This is a genomic window from Bacillus sp. EA-CB0995 (assembly GCF_055814245.1).
The window spans coordinates 591,119-609,794 of sequence record NZ_CP169269.1 but is presented as its reverse complement, the minus strand read 5'-3'; the positions used below and the strand labels follow the sequence as shown (position 1 = coordinate 609,794).

The window sequence follows — 18,676 nt, the reverse complement described above, 5'->3', positions numbered from 1 at the left end:
TGAAAAAGAAATGCATTCCGATACGTAATGATACTTTTCAAAACAGAAAAGGAAGGATTCATATGTCAAAGAGAAATAAAGATTTAACACCAGCGCAGCAAGAGTATAAACAATTTGAAAAGCAGCGTGAACCGAAGCGGCCTGTTCTAAAAAATTGTATAAAAGCTTTTTTTGTCGGCGGGTTTATTTGCTTAATCGGTCAATTTATCTCTACGTTTTATATTACGTACTTCGATTTCACTGAAAGGTCAGCAGGGAATCCGACTGTAGCTACAATGATTTTTATCTCCATGCTCCTAACAGGCTTTGGTGTGTACGATCGATTAGCTCAGTTTGGCGGGGCTGGTACAGCTGTTCCTGTTACCGGCTTTGGAAATTCAGTCATCGCAGCTTGTATTGAACATCGTACAGAAGGCTTTGTTCTTGGAGTAGGCGGGAATATGTTTAAGCTAGCAGGATCCGTTATTTTATTTGGTGTATTTTCCGCTTTTATCATCGCACTTATTAGAACCATTTTCGTTCAATGGGGAGGTTTTTAAATGTTACAAGGTCACCGAACATGGGTATTTGAAAATAAGCCTGTGATTATATCAACTGGTGTCATCGGCGGGCCATTTGAGGCAAATGGAAACATCCCTGAAGATTTCGATACATTGCACGATAATTTATGGTTAGGACAAGACTCCTATGAAAAAGCACATCGAATTTTATTTGAAGAAGCTTGCAGCAGGGCAACAGAAAAAGCAAAACTGCGTAAAGAGGATATTCAATTTATTCTAGCAGGAGATCTTATCAATCAAATCACTCCCTCAAGTTTTGCCTCCCGAACACTCGGCGCTCCTTATCTTGGATTATTTGGAGCTTGTTCTACTTCAATGGAAGGCCTTGCTTTAGGGGCAAGTATTGTAAATGGAAAAGGGGCGAAATACTTATTAACAGGAGCTTCTAGCCATAATACCGCTGTTGAAAAGCAATTCCGATATCCAACTGAATACGGAGGACAAAAGCCCCCTACCGCTCAGTGGACAGTAACTGGAGCAGGGGCTGCTTTATTAAGCGATCAAGGAGACGGACCTTGTGTTACATCAGCAACAATTGGAAGAGTTATTGATATGGGTTTATCAGATCCATTTAATATGGGAGGTGCCATGGCGCCCGCTGCTGTCGATACGATAGAAGCACATTTAAGGGAACGACAAATTGATGCATCCTACTATGACTTAATTGTAACAGGTGATCTCGGTCATATAGGACGCGAAATTGCCTTTGATTTACTGCGTAAGCAAGGAACATCTATAACAAGCGAACAGTTTCAAGATTGCGGATTACTCATTTATAGGGAAGATCAACCGATTTTAGCAGGAGCAAGCGGTCCAGGCTGTTCAGCAACTGTCGTGTACGGGCATTTATTAAATCGAATGAAAAAAGGGGAATTCAGCAAAATGCTCGTAGTCGCTACCGGTGCTTTACTTTCCCCATTAACTTTCCAGCAGCAAGAAACAATTCCTTGTATCGCCCATGCAGTATCCATTGAAGTTGGAGGTGTACAATAAATGATCTATTTTTGGGCTTTCGTAATTGGCGGCGCCATTTGTGTGATTGGTCAAATTATGTTTGATGTCTTTAAACTTACCCCGCTCATACAATGTCAACGCTTGTTGTCATTGGTGCCATATTAGACGGATTAAATTTGTATGAACCATTAATTGATTTTGCTGGAGCCGGTGCAACAGTTCCTATTACAAGCTTCGGTAACGCCCTTGTTCACGGTGCGATGGCAGAAGCGGCTGAGCATGGCATCATTGGAGTTATAACAGGAATGTTTGCAGTAACAAGCGCTGGTGTATCTGCCGCGATTATCTTCGGTTTTATCGGAGCTTTATTATTTAAACCAAAAGGATAAGAGGTGTTCTCATGACCGTTGTTGCTAGTGTAAAAACATGCCTTGCCAGCTTAAAAGGCGCACAGGCAAGTTTAAGTACACTTTCACAAAACGCTGCTGACGAAGAAGCGAAACGCGTTTTTCACGAATGTATGATAGAAATGGATAGTGTCATCGCTGATTTACAAAGGCGAGTTTCAGCATTAGAACGTGAAGAACCACAATATAAAGGATTTTAAGAAGACTGGAGGGACTTTATATGCCTAACATTCACATACCAGAATGGCCGCTTGTCATTATACGTTCTTTATGTGTCTTAATTGTTTTATTCGCCATTACGAAATGGCTTGGCAAAAGACAAATCTCTCAACTTTCCTTTTTTGAATACATAGCCGGTATGACGATTGGTGATATCGCTGCAGAAGTATCGACAGGGTTGGAACAAAACTTCGTCCACGGTATTTCTAGTATGCTGGTTTTTGCTATCATACCTTTTTTCGCAGGACTGATTTCCTTAAAAAATAAGACAGTACGAGATTTTGTTGAAGGTAAATCCACTATTTTTATAAAAGATGGCAAAGTACTCGAAGATAATTTAAAAAAGGAAAAATATACGAGCGACGAACTACTAGAGCTTCTTCGAAAAAAGATGTATTCAACATGAACGATGTTGAATACGCTGTTCTCGAACCAAGCGGTGAATTAAACGTTTTATTAAAGAAAGACAGACAACCACTAACCGCAAAAGATATTGCATTAAAAGTACCAAATGAAAAAGAAACACACACAGTCATTATGGATGGAAACATACTAGACGAACCGCTTTCAGCTAGCGGCCATAACCGCGCTTGGCTTCGCGCTGAACTCGAAAAAATTGGGGTTGCACTAGATAATGTTTTCATCGGACAAGTCGATTCTTACGGACAACTAACTGTTGATATATACAACGATAAACTCCAAATGCCTTCTCCTCAGGACAAGCCATTATTACTCGCTTCCTTAAAGAAGTGTCATGCTGATCTCGAACTATTTTCTTTAGAAACGAAATCAAATGCTGCTAGCAGCATGTATGCAAATAATGCCAAGAGGATAGAAGAAATTTTAAATAAAGTGACTTATCTACTTAAAGAGTAAAAGAGAAAAGAACGCTTATATATGTAACGGCGTTCTTTTTTGTATGGCAACCTTTCTCCATGTTTGATATGTTTAAATTCATACAATTCGGTTATGATGAGGAAGGTAAAGAAAAAGGGAATTCCTTATTTATAGCGAATTAACATGATACACCTACATATTTTTTAAACTGAAGTGGTTTCGTTTGACCTTTATTGACCATAATTGTATTATAAAACTAACAAATGTGTTAAAGGAGGAAGTTACACATGAATTTAATTCCTACAGTTATTGAACAAACAAATCGCGGGGAACGTGCTTACGACATTTACTCTCGTTTATTAAAAGACCGCATCATTATGCTTGGCAGCGCAATTGATGACAACGTAGCAAACTCTATCGTGTCTCAGCTTTTATTCTTAGAATCACAAGACCCAGAAAAAGATATTCATATATATATCAACAGTCCTGGCGGCTCTATTACAGCAGGTATGGCAATTTACGATACAATGCAATTCATTAAACCAAAAGTATCTACAATTTGCATCGGTATGGCTGCATCTATGGGCGCTTTCCTACTTGCTGCTGGTGAAAAAGGAAAACGTTTCGCTCTTCCAAACAGTGAAGTTATGATTCACCAACCACTTGGCGGTGCACAAGGACAAGCGACAGAAATCGAAATCGCTGCAAAACGCATCCTATTCTTACGTGATAAATTAAACAAAATTCTTTCTGAGCGTACAGGTCAAGATTTAGAAGTAATCGAGCGCGACACAGAGCGCGACAACTTCATGACAGCAGATAAAGCATTAGAATACGGCTTAATCGACAAAATCTTTACAAATCGCTAAGAAAAGCGGACTACAAAAAGAGCTATCGCACATTCGCGATAGCTCTTTTTATCCCGCTATTCGCGGGCAGTAAGACCCCCACTGATGGAAGTTTCACTCTATTGTTCTTTTTGCACATAAGCAACAAGTGCTTCTAATGCTGCTGTTTCATCTGATCCTTCTGCAGTAATTGTAACTTTACATCCAGATCCAATTGCTAAGCTCATAATCCCCATAATACTCTTAGCATTGACTGTTTTTCCGTCTTTCTCCATAAAAATATCGGCTTGAAAACGATTTGCTTCTTGTACAAACAACGCTGCCGGACGTGCTTGCAATCCAGTTTTCAACAACACCTCTACCTGTTTTTGAACCACAGCTCCATTCCCCTTTACCTTTTATTTTTTTACAACGGCTTCTCCAGCACGCAATTTATCAGCAATATCATCGATTTTACGTAAACGATGGTTGATACCCGATTTACTAATGTTCCCCCCGGATACCATTTCCCCCAATTCTTTCAATGTAACATCTTGATAATTGATACGTAGTTCTGCGATTTCACGTAATTTATCTGGTAAAAAATCCAGACCAACTGTTTCATCAATATAACGAATATTTTCGATTTGCCTTAAGGCTGCACCAATCGTCTTATTTAAGTTTGCTGTTTCACAGTTCACAAGACGATTTACAGAATTACGCATATCACGCACAATGCGAATATCTTCAAACCTTAAAAGAGCATTATGAGCACCAATAATATTTAAAAACTCGGTAATCTTTTCCGCTTCCTTTAAATACGTAATATACCCTTTTCGCCTTTCTAACGTTTTACTATTTAATGCAAACTCGTTCATAAGTTCACATATCGCATCATTATGTTCTTTGTATAACGAGAAAACTTCTAGATGATATGATGATGTTTCCGGATTATTAACGGAACCACCAGCTAAAAACGCACCGCGTAAGTATGAACGTTTACAACACTTTTTCTCAATTAATTCTTGTGAAATATTACGAATAAACGAAAAGTCCTCTCGTACAATCTGCAAATCCGATAAAATTTCACGTGCTTTTTCGACTAAACGAACGATATACACATTATTTTTCTTTAAGCGCATTTTCTTACGCACAAGTAACTCAACTGTAACGTTATATCCTTTTTTCAATAATGTATAAATCCTTCGAGCAATCGCTGCATTTTCCGTTTGAATATCAATGATTACACGGCGATTTGAAAAGGAGAGTGAACCGTTCATCCGAAGTAATGCTGATAACTCTGCCCTCTCACAGCACCCCTTCATTTCAAGCTTTGTCAGCTCTTTCTTTGTTTCTGATGCAAATGACAACCATTTCACCTCCTGACAAAATGTAAAATCATAATTATTTTCATGCCCTAAATGAATTTGTAGCGTTACCTCAAAGAAGTAACGCCTTCCATCATGCAAGCCTATTCATTATTTCTTCAAGCTTACAATTTATATTAACGAATGTAAAATCGAAGCTAATTTTACTGTGTCATGACGCACAACTTGATCATCATATTTTACTAAACGATCTTTAATCAACTTAATATTATGCGCTGTAAAATGCTCTTCATCAATTGTAACTGGCTTCGACATTTCTTCTGCATAACGCCCTAATAATTCAATTGGAATTGGTTCATCGTTCACTATTGCTGTATCAATAAACGCTTCCTCAAGATGATCATGCAATGCTTTCACATGATCAAACGCTGTATATCCCCTTGTTTCACCAACTTGAGTCATTACATTACACACATACACTTTCTTCGCTTTTGCACGAAGGACTGCATCGCCGATTTTTTTTACCATTAAATTCGGCAAAATACTTGTATACAGACTACCTGGTCCAAATACAAGTAAATCAGCTTTTCGAATTTCCATTAGTGTTTCATGAAGCGGTTCTACTTCCCCGGTGTTAAAAATACGCGGTTAATCTTTTTGCCGTAATACGGAATTTTAGATTCCCCGCTTACAATTTGCCCGTCTTCCAATTCCGCATGCAAAACAACACTTTGATTCGCAGCTGGAAGTACACGCCCTCTTACATTTAACACTTTACTTGTTTCCGTAATGGCATGAAAGAAATCGCCCGTAATAGCTGTCATTCCAGCTAACAATAAATTACCAAGCGCATGTCCTGTTAATCCTTCTCCTGATGTAAAACGATGTTGAAATAATGCCTCCACAAGAGGCTCCACATCAGACAACGCAACAAGCACGTTGCGAATGTCTCCAGGAGGCGGGATTTCTAACTCATCACGAAGTCTCCCAGAACTTCCCCATCATCAGCAACCGTTACAATCGCTGTAATATCGACAGGATACTTTTTTAACCCGCGCAATAAAACGGATAAACCAGTTCCGCCTCCCATAATAACGATTTTCGGTTTTCTCTCTTTTTCCATCGCTTAATGTCCCTTTCTCTTCTCCACATCACGATGAGACACATGAGTTGGACACTCTTGCTTCAAATGTTTCGTCAAATATTCTGCAAGCGTAACGGATCGATGTTGTCCCCCTGTACATCCAATTGCAATAACAAGTTGACTTTTTCCTTCTCGCTTATAATGTGGAAGCATAAAGGAAATAAGGTCTGTTAACTTCTCTAGAAATTTATGCGTTTCATTAAATTTCAGTACATAGGATGATACTTCCTCATCAAGACCTGTTAGCGGCTTCATGTGTGGAATATAATATGGATTCGGTAAAAAACGAACATCAAATACTAAATCAGCATCAATTGGAATACCATATTTAAATCCAAATGACATCACGTTCACACGAAATGCTTGCTCACTCTCAGTTGAGAATAATTGAATAATCTTTTCTCTTAACTCTTTCGGTTTTAAGTCTGACGTATCAAGGACAATATTCGCGCGCGCCTTCATATCTGTTAACAGCGTACGCTCTGCTTCTATTCCTTTTAACGGAAGACCTGTTAGAGCAAGTGGATGTGAACGCCTTGTTTCCTTATATCGAGTTACAAGTGTACTATCTTTTGCATCTAAAAATAAAATATGAGGAATAATCCATGTACGCTCTGTTAAATCATCAAGCGCTCCCCATAAGTGATCAAAGAACTCTCGGCCACGCAAATCGATACCGAGCGCTACTTTATTCATTTTCCCTTTCGAATCTGCCATTAATTCAACAAACTTCGGCAACAACATGGGCGGTAAATTATCCACACAGAAATATCCTAGATCCTCAAAGCTTTGCAGAGCAACTGTTTTTCCTGCTCCGGACATTCCTGTAATAATGACCATTTTAATATCATTATGTGCGTCCATCATTATCCCCCTTATGGTTTAACTCGGATCTAATCGATACGAAAGTAACTCAAAATTTGGTGTATATACAAATGTACCGTAAATAATACCATTTCCTTTAATTAAATAATCAATAATATGATAATCTCCTGGCGCCATTGGCAGCTCATCAATCTTATCAATTGTATGCCAGCCTATTATCCCTTCTTCGCTTTGCAATTTATTTTCTCCTGCAAAATCTGTAGCTAAGAAGGAAAACATCATCCATTCAGAAACAACCTTATCTCCTTCTTGGATCACGAAAGTAAAGACACCTTTTAATGTTGGATTTTTTAAATAAATACCCGTTTCTTCGCGATATTCACGAACAACCGACTCTCTTACTGTTTCGCCGCGCTCCATCTTTCCGCCTGGAGCAACCCACCAATTTCGACGAGGCTTTTGTAATAGGAGAACTTCATTATCCTTGATTAACACACAGTTTGTCACTCTTTGCAAGCTTCTCACCTCAGCTACTTATAACAGGGAAATTCCCATTATATACTCACTTCATTATACTATCAAATACAGTTTGTCACAATGAAGGAACTTCCGGTCTCCAACAAATAAAAAAGATGATGGGAGACTATTCCCATCACCATTCAGTGAAAAAAATAAAGTGAAACTTCCATCAGTGATTTTTTTCATCCCCTACCTATATTTCTTGTATTTCTCTGAATTTTAAGGCGGAAATCTTACTGCTCCAAAGTAGCGAAAAAAATTTTCTTATTGGAATACTTCAGCATATTAATTTGATGGACGGGTGGTAGACCCCAGAGGTCTTATACGATTATTGATCATCCACAATAATATATGCTGTTCTTATTGGTCCATGAACACCTACGACAAGATTCATTTCAATATCAGCACTGTTAGATGGACCAGAGATGAAGTTCAAACAGGATGGAATCTTTTCACCCTTCATATTTTGATTATGAATCATCTTTGTAGCTTGTGTTAATCTTGGCACAATCGTACTTTTCGGGACAATTGCGATATATGATTCAGGAAGAAGACTAACGGGCCTCCCCTTTATACCTTCATTAAATAAAACGACAGTTCCTGATTCAGCAAGAGTGATATCACTAAACGTAATTCCAACATCAGCTGTTTTTGCAAATTCAATACTCTCTTCTTTATGATCTAAGTCCCATTTATGGAAATGTATTTCCCCTTCATTTGTAAAAAATCCACTCAGATCATATTCATTAAACCGTTCATCATAAGAATAAATAACAGATCCGATATTCCATTCTTTCATAAAAGTTTGTAACGTTTCAACAAGATGAGCCTTTGTTGTTCGCTGCACCTCTGTATGAATGGTTTCACATTGTTCAACTAACTTCGATATAAGTTCGTCTTGTGTTAATCCGTCAAAAACGCTCCATTGTGGAGAAACAGACCAACTTGGTTTTTTTACTGTTTCCGGGCGTTTTCTGCCCAGTTTCTCTGATAATTGGGATAAAAATGTATCGCGATTTTGAATAGCCATTATTTCTCCTCCCTTGACCGTTTTTCAAACCAATCTCTAAACAGTTGTTTTTTCGGAGCCGGAAAATCTCTCGCTTCTGTCCAAGCTTTTAACGGCCCTACCCCGCGTTCAATTTTGTCTCCTTTTATAAAAGGCTTTAATGCGTACGGAGCTGTCCTCGCTGCAAGGGAGAACGACCTCGAGCTATTCGCCACTTTTTCAAAGCCTTTCATAGCCATATCCCAAGCTAAAGGAGACTTTTTCGCTTCTTCCACAATCTGTCGGCGATGTCGAATTAACAATTCGTGTAAAGGTATTTTTACCGGACATGCTTCCGTACAAGCACCGCAAAGGCTAGATGCATAAGGTAGATCTTTATATTCATCATACCCTCCTAAAAGCGGTGTCAATACAGCGCCAATCGGGCCTGGATAGATTGAGCCGTAGGCATGACCTCCGATATGACGATATACTGGACATACATTAATACATGCAGCGCAACGAATACATTGAAGGACACTTTGGAATTCTGTTCCTAAAATATTGGAACGACCATTATCAACAATCACTAAATGAAATTCCTCAGGTCCATCTGTCCCTCCTGGTTCCGTTAAGCCTGTAATATAACTTGTTAATTTTTGCCCTACAGAACTTCGGCACAGGAGTGTTACTAACACATCCATCTCCTCCCATGTTGGGACAATCCGTTCCATCCCCATAACGGTAATTAACGTTTTCGGAATGGTCGTAACTAACCTCGCATTCCCTTCATTTGCTACAATAGAAACAGACCCAGACTCAGCAACTGCAAAGTTACACCCAGTAACACCTACATCCGCTGTTAAAAAGTCATTACGCAAATAGTTCCGTACAAACCTCGCCATTTTTTCAGGATCAGCTGTTCCGGTATACCCTATTTTTTCTTTAAACAACTCGCAAATACTTTCTTTATCTTTATGAAGACAAGGAACAACAATATGTGATGGCGGATCATGATCATTAATTTGTAAAATAAATTCTGCAAGATCCGTTTCTAGTACTTCCCCGCCAACTTCTTCAATTGCTTCATTTAGACTGATTTCTTCCGTTACCATAGATTTTGATTTCACAATTTTTTTCGCGTTTTTCTTTTTTATAATCCCTTTTACATATTCCCTTGCCTCTTCAGCAGTCTCTGCGAAATAAACAAAGCCCCCGTTTTTCTCAACATTTTCACTAAGTTGATATAAATAATAATCAAGGTTTTCTAATGTATGCTTTCGAATCTCTTCTCCTAAAGAGCGCCATTCTTCCCAATTCCCAAGACTCTCAGTTGCTTTTAGTTTCTTACCTCTAAGGCCATCTTGCGCTTTCGCAACAGCCCTTCTCATGAATTGATCACCAACGGCCGTTTCAGTACGTTTATGAAAGGGATCGTTTCCAATTTTCATTCCCATTTTTATATCCCCTTTCTATCTTCATTTAATACTTGCGCAATATGCTTTACCTCAATTGGGTAACCATTACGTGTTAATCGACCTTTTATATTCATTAAACAGCTGCAATCCATCCCGATTAACACTTCCGCACCTGTTTCCATAATATGTTTCACTTTTTCATCAACCATTTGCTCTGAGATTTCTGCCATCTTCACTGAGAATGTACCGCCGAATCCACAGCAATCATAATTGTGTGATAACGGAACGACTTCTAACCCTTTTACATGTTTTAATAACTTTTGAGGAGGTTCCTTAATACCCATCAACCGGCTCATATGACAAGATGTATGAACGGTTGCTTTTTTATGAAGTTCCGCACCTAAATCTTCTTTACCTAACACTTCTACAAGAAATTGTGTAAATTCATATGTTTTATTCGCCAGTTCAGTAGCTTTTTGCCGCCATTCTGTTTCACTTTCAGAAAATAAGCTTGAAAACTCGTGAACCATCATGACACAAGACCCGGATGGTGCCACAACATATTCTGAACCAGCAAATGCTTCAATCATATGTTTTGCAGCCGTTTTCGTTTCTTTTTGATAACCGCTATTATAAGCAGGTTGACCACAGCAGGTTTGATCTTTTGGAAAGTCGACTTCACAACCTAAATCTTCAAGAATTTCAACAACATCTTTTCCTACTTCTGGATAAAAAACATCTCCAAGACAAGTAATAAATACGGATACTTTCATATTGACACCTCCAAATAAGGTAAAGTAGCGGGATAAAGTGAAACTTCCATTCGGAAATGCTTTTCCTCCGAATGGTTAGTTGAACCAATCGGGTTCTTACAAGCAGTTCTCCTCCTCGAATTCCCACCTTCACTTACTGCTTGTTAGAGCGGGATACAGTGAAACTTCCATTCGGAAATGCTTTTCCTCCGAATGGTTAGTTGAACCAATCGGGTTCTTACAAGCAGTTCTCCTCCTCGAATTCCCACCTTCACTTACTGCTTGTTAGAGCGGGATAAAGTAGAAAAGCAAAGATAATCACTGTATGTTCAAGTAACTTTGTCAACCAATCTACCTTTTTGTATTTTTAGTAAAAAACGTAAAAAATATGAATAAAAATGGTAAGTAATTGTAATAAAGTGAAATTTCTATTCGAAGGTGCTTTTCCTTCGAATGGTTAGTTGAACCAATTGGGTTCTTACAAGCAGTTCTCCTCCTCGAATTTCCGCCTTCGCTTACTGCTTGTTAGAGCGGGATACAGTGAAACTTCCATTCAGAAATGCCTTTCTTCCGAATGGTTAGTTGAACCAATCGGGTTCTTACAAGCAGTTCTCCTCCTCGAATTTCCACCTTCACCTACTGCTTGTTAGAGCGGGATAAAGTGAGATTTCCATCAATAAAAGTCTTACTGCCCGCAAATAAGCGAGATAAACACAAAAAAAGCCACCTTCTTACAAAGAAGGTAGCTTTCCTATCACACATCCTCTAAGGGATGCCTTATTTATGTTCTGTTGTAGCTTTTAATTCTTCTACTAGTTCTTCCACATAATGCTGTGCACTTTGCGCTGCAATACTTCCATCACCAGTTGCTGTTACAATCTGACGAAGCATCTTTTCGCGAACATCACCAGCTGCGAAAATACCAGGAACCTTTGTTTCCATACGTTCATTTGTTTCAATATAACCATTTTCATTTGTAATACCTAACTCTGCAAATGGTTTAGAAAGTGGTAGCATACCGATATAGATAAATGCGCCATCTGTTTTAAACTCTTGCTCTTCACCGCTATTTACATCCACAAGTGTTACGCTGCCTACTTTTCCGTTTGCTTCGTTAATTTCTTTTACAGTATGATTCCAAATGAAATTAATTTTTTCATTTTGGAAAGCACGGTCCTGTAAAATCTTTTGTGCACGTAATTGGTCACGACGGTGAACAATCGTTACCTTCGTTGCAAAGCGTGTTAAATACACACCTTCTTCAACAGCTGAGTCGCCGCCGCCAATAACAACAAGCTCTTTACCTTTAAAGAATGCACCGTCACATACCGCACAGTATGATACGCCGCGGCCGCCAAGTTCTTTCTCTCCTGGCACGCCAATTTTCTTATATTCCGCACCGCTCGCTACAATAATTGCACGTGCTTTATATTCTTTTTTCCAGCTACAATTGTTTTATATTCTTTCCCATCAATAACTTGTTTCACATCACCATATGCGTATTCTGCACCGAATTTCTTCGCATGTTCAAACATTTTGTTTGATAAGTCTGGCCCTAAAATATGGTCATATCCTGGGTAGTTTTCTACTTCTTCTGTATTTGCCATTTGTCCGCCTGGGATACCGCGTTCCAGCATCAGTGTGCTTAAATTCGCACGAGATGTATACACAGCTGCTGTCATCCCTGCTGGACCAGCTCCGATAATAATTACATCATAAATTTTTTCTTCTGCCATATTGCTCATCTCCTGTTCTTATCGCTCTTTTGATACCCTCATTATACTGCTGGCAACTGGTTTTTCCCAGCGATTTGCTTGCATTTACGCATGCAAGCGTCTCACTGCTTGCACATATTTTCGTACAGTTGCTACCGATACATTATATATATTCCCAAGCTCTGCCTGCGTCAGCTTATTTTGGCACTCGCCTCTTACAATATATTCAACTGCCGCTGACCAGCCATATACATTTGTAAAGGACGTTCCGCTCGTGTATAAACGTATAAATGTACAAAACCAAAGATGTAAACATTCTTCAATAAGCTCATCATTTTTTTTCGTATAATTGTATAAAGCATCTGCAATGCGAATACATTGTTCAAACTGCTGCAGTTCTCCTGGAATACTTTTATGACTGTTAATTAAAAAGAAATAGTTCGCTAATTGCGATACAATTGGAACACGATTAGGAGATTGCATAACATCAAAGAAAAAGCCAAGCTTTTCTGGTGTTGTCAGTTCATTCATTAAATATAAAGCGAGCATTTGTTCTTCCAATGTTTCACTTTTTTGAAACGATTGCTGAAGCTCTCGGAATAAAATATTTTGGCCTTCATCTACTAAATTAATAGCATTCCAAGGTTCTTTTCCCTTTTTATCAGGATGTAATTCCACTACATGCGCCCACATTTTCTCGGCTGTTTGCTCATCCTTTACCATATAGGCAGAATATGCAAACCAATAATAAAAGCTAACATCACCTTCGTAACCTTGACGTTTTAACACTTTTAACCATTTATATGCACTTTCAAAACGACCAATTGTCGCAAATGTTGTCCCTAGTTTCACCCGATGTTCAAACGACATCGGATACACTGTTTCCAATTGCTCTGCTAACTTTTCTACTTGCTTATATTCCCCAATGGAATATAGAAAAATAAGCGTATTACATAACGCATGAATATTCCCTGGATTCTTCTCTAAAATCAGCTCTGTCATTTTCAACGCTTGATCGACATTCCCAAGCTGAAAATGAGCAATTGCTAAATTATTATGCGCTGACCAAAATTCCGGATATTCCGTTATGACTCCTTCAAGCGTCGCAATCGCCTCTTCTAATTGACCGTTACGAATATAATGATTTGCTTGCTCTTGCATCACAATTAATCCATCTTCATCTTCGAATTCCGGTGTATCCATTTCTTCTTCTTCAATAATCTCTAAAAGTTCTATTGTTTCAGCAATAAATTCTTTATCCGTCGCAATTTCTAAATACCGCTCTGCATACTTTTTCGCTTGTTGGAATAACCCAAGATACGCATAATTATTTGCCATAAAATAATAGCATTCTTCTATTTGTTCACCCGTACGAACAATTTGTAATAAGATTTGATTCGATTCGTGATACTCTCCCGCTTCCGATAATGCCGTTGCTAATTGACATAAAATAAACGGCTCTTTCTGATCTTGTGCCGCTCTCTTAAAATATTTAATTGCATCTTCTAAATGATGATTGCGATAAGCCTTCATGCCTTTATCATAAAAGAAGTCAGCTAATTGATTAAAAGAAATAACTTGTCCGTTATCTTTATGAATTTCTTGATTTTTCCCCATAACTCCTCCATTATTTCATTCTTCTATCTCTAAGTATAAACGATTCCTTCAAAAACAAAACAATATATTATACACAAATATTTCCTTTTCGCTCCCGAAAAGAAAAGGAAAATGTTACATTTCTAACATTTCCCTTCTCTCGCTGCCATTTCCTTTTTCGTATAAATAATTCGCATAGGATTCCCACCGACGAAAGCACCATCCGGTACATCGCGATGAACAAGTGTCCCAGCTGAAACAATTGCCCCATCTCCAATGACAACGCCAGGTAAAACAGTCGAATTTGCACCAATCATTACTTCGTCTCCAATAATAATTTCACCAAGACGATATTCTGTAATTAAATATTCATGAGCTAATAACGTTGTATTATAGCCAATCACTGAATTATGTCCAACTGTAATTTTCTCTGGGAACATAATATCTGGCATAACCATAAGTGCAAAAGAAGTTTTCTCTCCGATTTGCATCCGCAAAAATGTGCGATATAACCAATTTTTCATACGTAAAAAAGGGGTATATCGCGCGATTTGGATCACAATGAAGTTTTTCATCACTTTCCAAAATGAAACCGTTTTATATACATTCCATAATGAATTTGCTCCCGATACTGGATAGCGCGTTGTCCGTCGCACTTTGCTCTCTCCCTTTTTGTACTCTCGCTTAACTGCTGAGCCCAGCCGCTCGTAAGAAAAACGATTAGTGAGGTAAGATTGTTAATAAGTCACTCATTTTTTCTAACACATAATCAGGTTTGTAAGACTCTAAATATTCGCGTCCTTTAATTGTCCATGCAACAGCAGCTGTCTTCACACCAGCATTTTGTCCACCAACAATATCGTGATGGTTATCGCCTACCATCAAAGATTCTTCCGGCTTTGCCTCTAATAACTGAAGTGCCCTTTGAATTGGCTCTGGATGTGGTTTCACATGTTCTACATCATCAATTGTTACCACAACATCAAAAAACTGCTTTAATTTCGTTAGCTGTAATCCCATTTCAACAGTTTTGCGCGCCTTTGTTGTTACAATCCCGACTTTATAACCTTTTTCCCGGAGCACCTGTACAGTTTCATACACTGTTTCATACTCTTCTACTAATTCATCATGATGTTCATGGTTAAAATCACGATAACATTGAATAAGTTCTTCCACTCGGTTCTCGTCGATTTTACTAAATGTATCGTGTAATGACGGACCAATAAATGGCAGTACATCTTCACGTTTATATTGATTTGGATAGTATTTTTCTAATGTATGCAAAAATGAAGAGATAATAAGTTCGTTTGTATTAATCAACGTTCCATCCAAATCAAATAACACTGTATTAATTTTCATCTTTTCGCCACCCTTAGTTGTTGTATGATAAGAAAAGAAGCAGCGCCGCATATGTGACGCTACTTTTTTCATTCAACCCCGACTCATTCACTGAATCACAAAGTTATATCATTATTGTTCTAAATATCGTTTATCTGCATACCCCATTTTGCGTCTCACAACAATGAAAATGATGGAGACGATAATTATGGCAATTGATATAACTTGTGCAACACGAAGCGGGCCGAGCATTAAGCTATCTGTACGTAATCCTTCTATAAAGAAGCGCCCGGTAGAATACCAAATTAAATATGTAAAGAATAGTTCACCGCGGCGTAAATTCGCTTTACGAAGAAGTAAAAGCAAAATAACCCCAGCAAAGTCCCATAATGATTCATATAAGAATGTCGGCTGGTAATATACACCATCAATATACATTTGATTTATAATAAACTGTGGTAAATGTAAACTTTCGAGAAATTGACGCGTCACTTCACCGCCATGTGCTTCTTGGTTCATAAAGTTCCCCCAGCGTCCAATCGCTTGTCCAAGTAAAATACTTGGTGCAACAATATCTGCTAGCTTCCAAAAAGAAAGACCGCGTTTTTTCGCAAATACCCATCCTGTAATAACCGCTCCAATTAATCCGCCATGAATGGCTAAGCCGCCGTGACGAATTCTAAGAATTTCGCTTGGATTTTGCGAATAATAGCCCCATTCGAAAATAACATAGTATGCACGTGCACAAAGGATTGCAATCGGCACCGCAATCAATACTAAATCAATAATTGTATCTTTCGGCAGACCAAGCCGTTCACTTTCCCGAGTTGCGAGCCATAAGCCAAGTAAGACACCAGTGCCAATAATTACACCATACCAATAAATCGGAAACGGTCCGAGCTGAATCGCCACACGATCAAGCTGTGGTACAGACCCTAACAGCATATTCTCTACTCCCTTTCTCTTTCTATCAGTGGAGGAGAAAGAACCCCTCTACTGATGAAAGTTTCACTTATATTAATTTTGATCTCCTAGTTCAATCGCACTCATAAGACGCTCTGAAAATTGCTGCGCTGCATTGACACCCATACGTTTTAAACGGAAATTCATCGCTGCCACCTCAATAATAACAGCTAAGTTTCGACCAGGTCGTACTGGAAGTGTAATCTTTGTAATATCTGTATCAATGATCTTCATTTTTTCTTCATCTAAACCAAGGCGATCGTAGTTTTTCTTTTGATCCCAAATCTCAAGATTAATTACAAGTGAAATACGTTTATGATTACGCACTGCACCTGCACCAAATAACGTCATAACATTAATGATGCCAAGTCCACGAATTTCAAGTAAATGTTCAATTAACTCCGGTGAACTTCCGACTAGTGTATCGTCATCTTCTTGACGAATTTCTACACTATCATCAGCCACAAGTCGATGTCCGCGTTTCACAAGCTCAAGTGCTGTTTCACTTTTCCCGACACCACTTTGTCCTGTAATCATTACACCAACACCATAAATATCAACTAATACACCATGAATTGCTGTTGTTGGTGCTAATTTACTTTCTAAGTAATTCGTCAAGCGGCTTGATAAGCGTGTTGTTTTTAACGGTGAACGCAGCAGGGGCACATCTGTCTGGCGAGATGCTTGCATTAATTCCTCAGGTACATCTTGACCGCGCGTTACGATAATACACGGTGTTTCTTCTGTACAAAGTGCTTGCATACGCGCTTGCTTTTGTCCTTCTGTTAACGTATCAAAAAAGTAAGCTCTGTTTTCCCAAGAAGCTGAACACGATCCGCTGGATAATATGTGAAAAATCCCGCCATTTCAATTCCAGGTCGTGATAAATCACTTGTATCAATCGGACGATGAATTCCTTCTTCACCGCTTACTAATTCTAAATGAAAATGTTCAATTAAATCTTTCGTTCGAACTTTTGGCATATGTAAACCTCCACGTTGCGGAATGTATCTAAGCAGCGTACTACCACTCTCCCCGCTATTGTACCATTTTTTCTTAAAACACGAAACACGGTTTCTTTTGAAAAAGAAAAAAACATTCCACGCTTTGCGCAAAATGTTTTACGTTTTGTCGGATACTTATACTCTCCACTTATTTTTTCTCAGACAATGGTTCAATAATCACTTTATCAATTAACATGTTTAAAATCGAAATAAAGATTGCTGCAACAATCGCTACGCCAAATCCAGATAAATTAAACGCATCGCCAAGTAACGAATCTGTAATTTCCAACGTAATCGCATTAATAACAATTAAGAAGAAACCAAATGTTAATATCGTAATTGGCAGCGTAATTAAAATTAAGAACGGTTTCACAACTACATTTAAAACTGCTAAAATTAAGCTTGCAATAATTGCTGTTTTTATATTTGCTATTTCAAACGCACCTGGTGCAAAAATTTTAAGAAGACCCGATACAGCAATTAGCACAATACTATTCACAATAAGTGATAGAATCCATCTCATATTCCTTACACTTCCTTTTCATTAGGGACAATTACAACCCAAACTACATATATCAACAATAATACTCCAAATCAGAAAAAAAACCAAGTACAATTACAGTGAAACTTCCTTTCGGAGATGCTTTTTCTCCGAATGGTTAGTTGAACCAATCGGGCTCTTACAAGCAGTTCCCCCTTCTCGAATTTTCATCTTTGCTTACTGCTTGTTTGAGCGGGGTACAGTGAAACTTCCCTTCGGAGATGCTTTTTCTCCGAAGGGTTAGTTGAACCAATCGGGCTCTTACAAGCAGTTCCCCCTTCTCGAATTTTCATCTTTGCTTACTGCTTGTTTAAGCGGGGTACAGTGAAACTTTCTTTCGGAGATGCTTTTCCTCCGAACCTTGAGTTGCCCAAAAGTAGCGGGATCATTTACTCATTCGCAAGCACCTGTACACCTTTCACAATATTCCATATAAAAATAACAAGATTCACAAGACCAAATAACAACATAGCTACAAGTACGAGTGCACCAATTTGTTCTGGTGTGTTCATAACAAATACAAATAGAAACACGAGAAATAAACAAAAGAATGGTAGTAAATGTGAAATGAAAGCTTTCTTTGCATGAGATTTCACATCTTCATGAGGAACAACAAAATACACGATAATTGGAAACAATAACGGGGCAAAAAAAATACTGAAATAGCAGCATGAAGCTAAAATTTTTTGCGTAGAATCCACAAAATCCACTCCCTTTTTCATGGATATAGCAGAAAACATC

General features: G+C 38.4%; 17 protein-coding genes and 5 pseudogenes. 6 read left to right on the top strand and 16 right to left on the bottom strand.

The features are described 5' to 3' along the window. The first annotated feature begins 62 nt into the window (after positions 1-62). From spoVAC to clpP, 6 genes and pseudogenes are all read left to right on the top strand, one after another. On the top strand, positions 63-539 hold the full coding sequence (spoVAC, locus tag ACEWFJ_RS03145) for a stage V sporulation protein AC (protein WP_473692326.1): 477 nt from the start codon (positions 63-65) through the stop codon (positions 537-539). Further along, on the top strand, positions 540-1,553 hold the full coding sequence (spoVAD, locus tag ACEWFJ_RS03140) for a stage V sporulation protein AD (RefSeq protein WP_098308434.1): 1,014 nt from the start codon (positions 540-542) through the stop codon (positions 1,551-1,553). It abuts the gene before it with no gap. Beyond that, positions 1,554-1,903, top strand: a pseudogene (gene spoVAE / locus ACEWFJ_RS03135) (stage V sporulation protein AE). Positions 1,904-1,914: 11 nt separating this feature from the next. After that, positions 1,915-2,121 (top strand): DUF1657 domain-containing protein, encoded by a 207-nt coding sequence (locus tag ACEWFJ_RS03130; RefSeq protein WP_098308430.1) that lies wholly within the window; start codon positions 1,915-1,917, stop codon positions 2,119-2,121. A gap of 20 nt (positions 2,122-2,141) precedes the next feature. Further along, positions 2,142-3,016, top strand: a pseudogene (locus ACEWFJ_RS03125) (DUF421 domain-containing protein). Between the two features lie 248 nt (positions 3,017-3,264). Then, positions 3,265-3,846, top strand: coding sequence for an ATP-dependent Clp endopeptidase proteolytic subunit ClpP (gene clpP / locus ACEWFJ_RS03120; protein ID WP_098308426.1), 582 nt, complete (start codon positions 3,265-3,267; stop codon positions 3,844-3,846). Between the two features lie 98 nt (positions 3,847-3,944). Here clpP and ACEWFJ_RS03115 read toward each other — a convergent pair whose 3' ends face one another. From ACEWFJ_RS03115 to ACEWFJ_RS03040, 16 genes and pseudogenes are all read right to left on the bottom strand, one after another. Further along, positions 3,945-4,202, bottom strand: coding sequence for an HPr family phosphocarrier protein (locus tag ACEWFJ_RS03115; protein WP_230576567.1), 258 nt, complete (start codon positions 4,200-4,202; stop codon positions 3,945-3,947). A 21-nt stretch (positions 4,203-4,223) separates the two neighbouring features. After that, a complete protein-coding gene (gene whiA / locus ACEWFJ_RS03110; RefSeq protein WP_473690363.1) occupies positions 4,224-5,174 on the bottom strand; it encodes a DNA-binding protein WhiA in 951 nt (316 codons plus the stop codon). 129 nt (positions 5,175-5,303) lie between these two features. Continuing rightward, positions 5,304-6,255, bottom strand: a pseudogene (locus tag ACEWFJ_RS03105) (gluconeogenesis factor YvcK family protein). Positions 6,256-6,258: 3 nt separating this feature from the next. Beyond that, on the bottom strand, positions 6,259-7,140 hold the full coding sequence (gene rapZ, locus ACEWFJ_RS03100) for an RNase adapter RapZ (protein WP_098308419.1): 882 nt from the start codon (positions 7,138-7,140) through the stop codon (positions 6,259-6,261). 18 nt (positions 7,141-7,158) lie between these two features. Next, a complete protein-coding gene (locus tag ACEWFJ_RS03095) occupies positions 7,159-7,617 on the bottom strand; it encodes an NUDIX hydrolase (protein ID WP_336482321.1) in 459 nt (152 codons plus the stop codon). Positions 7,618-7,948: 331 nt separating this feature from the next. Next, positions 7,949-8,650, bottom strand: a complete 702-nt coding sequence (locus tag ACEWFJ_RS03090; protein WP_473690360.1) for a LutC/YkgG family protein — start codon at positions 8,648-8,650, stop codon at positions 7,949-7,951. Next, positions 8,650-10,065, bottom strand: a complete 1,416-nt coding sequence (locus ACEWFJ_RS03085) for a LutB/LldF family L-lactate oxidation iron-sulfur protein (RefSeq protein WP_473690358.1) — start codon at positions 10,063-10,065, stop codon at positions 8,650-8,652. Before ACEWFJ_RS03085 ends, ACEWFJ_RS03090 begins: the two co-directional genes overlap by 1 nt. A gap of 2 nt (positions 10,066-10,067) precedes the next feature. Then, the gene (locus tag ACEWFJ_RS03080) at positions 10,068-10,799 is read right to left on the bottom strand and encodes a (Fe-S)-binding protein (RefSeq protein WP_098308412.1); all 732 of its coding nucleotides are present in this window, start codon (positions 10,797-10,799) and stop codon (positions 10,068-10,070) included. A gap of 756 nt (positions 10,800-11,555) precedes the next feature. After that, positions 11,556-12,514 (bottom strand): annotated as a pseudogene (trxB, locus tag ACEWFJ_RS03075) (thioredoxin-disulfide reductase). Between the two features lie 84 nt (positions 12,515-12,598). Then, on the bottom strand, positions 12,599-14,110 hold the full coding sequence (locus ACEWFJ_RS03070) for a tetratricopeptide repeat protein (RefSeq protein WP_429707001.1): 1,512 nt from the start codon (positions 14,108-14,110) through the stop codon (positions 12,599-12,601). 122 nt (positions 14,111-14,232) lie between these two features. Then, the gene (locus tag ACEWFJ_RS03065; RefSeq protein ID WP_473690356.1) at positions 14,233-14,745 is read right to left on the bottom strand and encodes an acyltransferase; all 513 of its coding nucleotides are present in this window, start codon (positions 14,743-14,745) and stop codon (positions 14,233-14,235) included. A 64-nt stretch (positions 14,746-14,809) separates the two neighbouring features. After that, complete coding sequence (ppaX, locus tag ACEWFJ_RS03060; protein WP_098308505.1) at positions 14,810-15,448, bottom strand: pyrophosphatase PpaX; 639 nt, start codon at positions 15,446-15,448, stop codon at positions 14,810-14,812. A 111-nt stretch (positions 15,449-15,559) separates the two neighbouring features. After that, positions 15,560-16,372: a prolipoprotein diacylglyceryl transferase gene (lgt, locus tag ACEWFJ_RS03055; RefSeq protein WP_098308399.1), complete on the bottom strand. Its 813-nt coding sequence runs from the start codon at positions 16,370-16,372 to the stop codon at positions 15,560-15,562. Positions 16,373-16,444: 72 nt separating this feature from the next. Further along, a pseudogene (gene hprK / locus ACEWFJ_RS03050) lies at positions 16,445-17,373 on the bottom strand (HPr(Ser) kinase/phosphatase). 169 nt (positions 17,374-17,542) lie between these two features. Continuing rightward, positions 17,543-17,917, bottom strand: coding sequence for a phage holin family protein (locus tag ACEWFJ_RS03045; protein WP_098308397.1), 375 nt, complete (start codon positions 17,915-17,917; stop codon positions 17,543-17,545). Positions 17,918-18,324: 407 nt separating this feature from the next. Continuing rightward, the gene (locus tag ACEWFJ_RS03040) at positions 18,325-18,657 is read right to left on the bottom strand and encodes a magnetosome magnetite crystal formation protein family (RefSeq protein WP_440602951.1); all 333 of its coding nucleotides are present in this window, start codon (positions 18,655-18,657) and stop codon (positions 18,325-18,327) included. Positions 18,658-18,676: the final 19 nt, after the last annotated feature.

What these genes read in the sequence shown, in the direction of transcription:
- rapZ (WP_098308419.1), bottom strand. Translation starts at nt 7,140, where the DNA reads ATGGACGCACATAATGATATTAAAATGGTCATTATTACAGGAATGTCC.
- lgt (WP_098308399.1), bottom strand. Translation starts at nt 16,372, where the DNA reads ATGCTGTTAGGGTCTGTACCACAGCTTGATCGTGTGGCGATTCAGCTC.
- spoVAD (WP_098308434.1), top strand. Translation starts at nt 540, where the DNA reads ATGTTACAAGGTCACCGAACATGGGTATTTGAAAATAAGCCTGTGATT.
- spoVAC (WP_473692326.1), top strand. Translation starts at nt 63, where the DNA reads ATGTCAAAGAGAAATAAAGATTTAACACCAGCGCAGCAAGAGTATAAA.
- clpP (WP_098308426.1), top strand. Translation starts at nt 3,265, where the DNA reads ATGAATTTAATTCCTACAGTTATTGAACAAACAAATCGCGGGGAACGT.
- ACEWFJ_RS03070 (WP_429707001.1), bottom strand. Translation starts at nt 14,110, where the DNA reads ATGGGGAAAAATCAAGAAATTCATAAAGATAACGGACAAGTTATTTCT.
- ACEWFJ_RS03080 (WP_098308412.1), bottom strand. Translation starts at nt 10,799, where the DNA reads ATGAAAGTATCCGTATTTATTACTTGTCTTGGAGATGTTTTTTATCCA.
- ppaX (WP_098308505.1), bottom strand. Translation starts at nt 15,448, where the DNA reads ATGAAAATTAATACAGTGTTATTTGATTTGGATGGAACGTTGATTAAT.
- ACEWFJ_RS03045 (WP_098308397.1), bottom strand. Translation starts at nt 17,917, where the DNA reads ATGAGATGGATTCTATCACTTATTGTGAATAGTATTGTGCTAATTGCT.
- ACEWFJ_RS03085 (WP_473690358.1), bottom strand. Translation starts at nt 10,065, where the DNA reads ATGGGAATGAAAATTGGAAACGATCCCTTTCATAAACGTACTGAAACG.
- ACEWFJ_RS03130 (WP_098308430.1), top strand. Translation starts at nt 1,915, where the DNA reads ATGACCGTTGTTGCTAGTGTAAAAACATGCCTTGCCAGCTTAAAAGGC.
- ACEWFJ_RS03090 (WP_473690360.1), bottom strand. Translation starts at nt 8,650, where the DNA reads ATGGCTATTCAAAATCGCGATACATTTTTATCCCAATTATCAGAGAAA.
- ACEWFJ_RS03040 (WP_440602951.1), bottom strand. Translation starts at nt 18,657, where the DNA reads ATGAAAAAGGGAGTGGATTTTGTGGATTCTACGCAAAAAATTTTAGCT.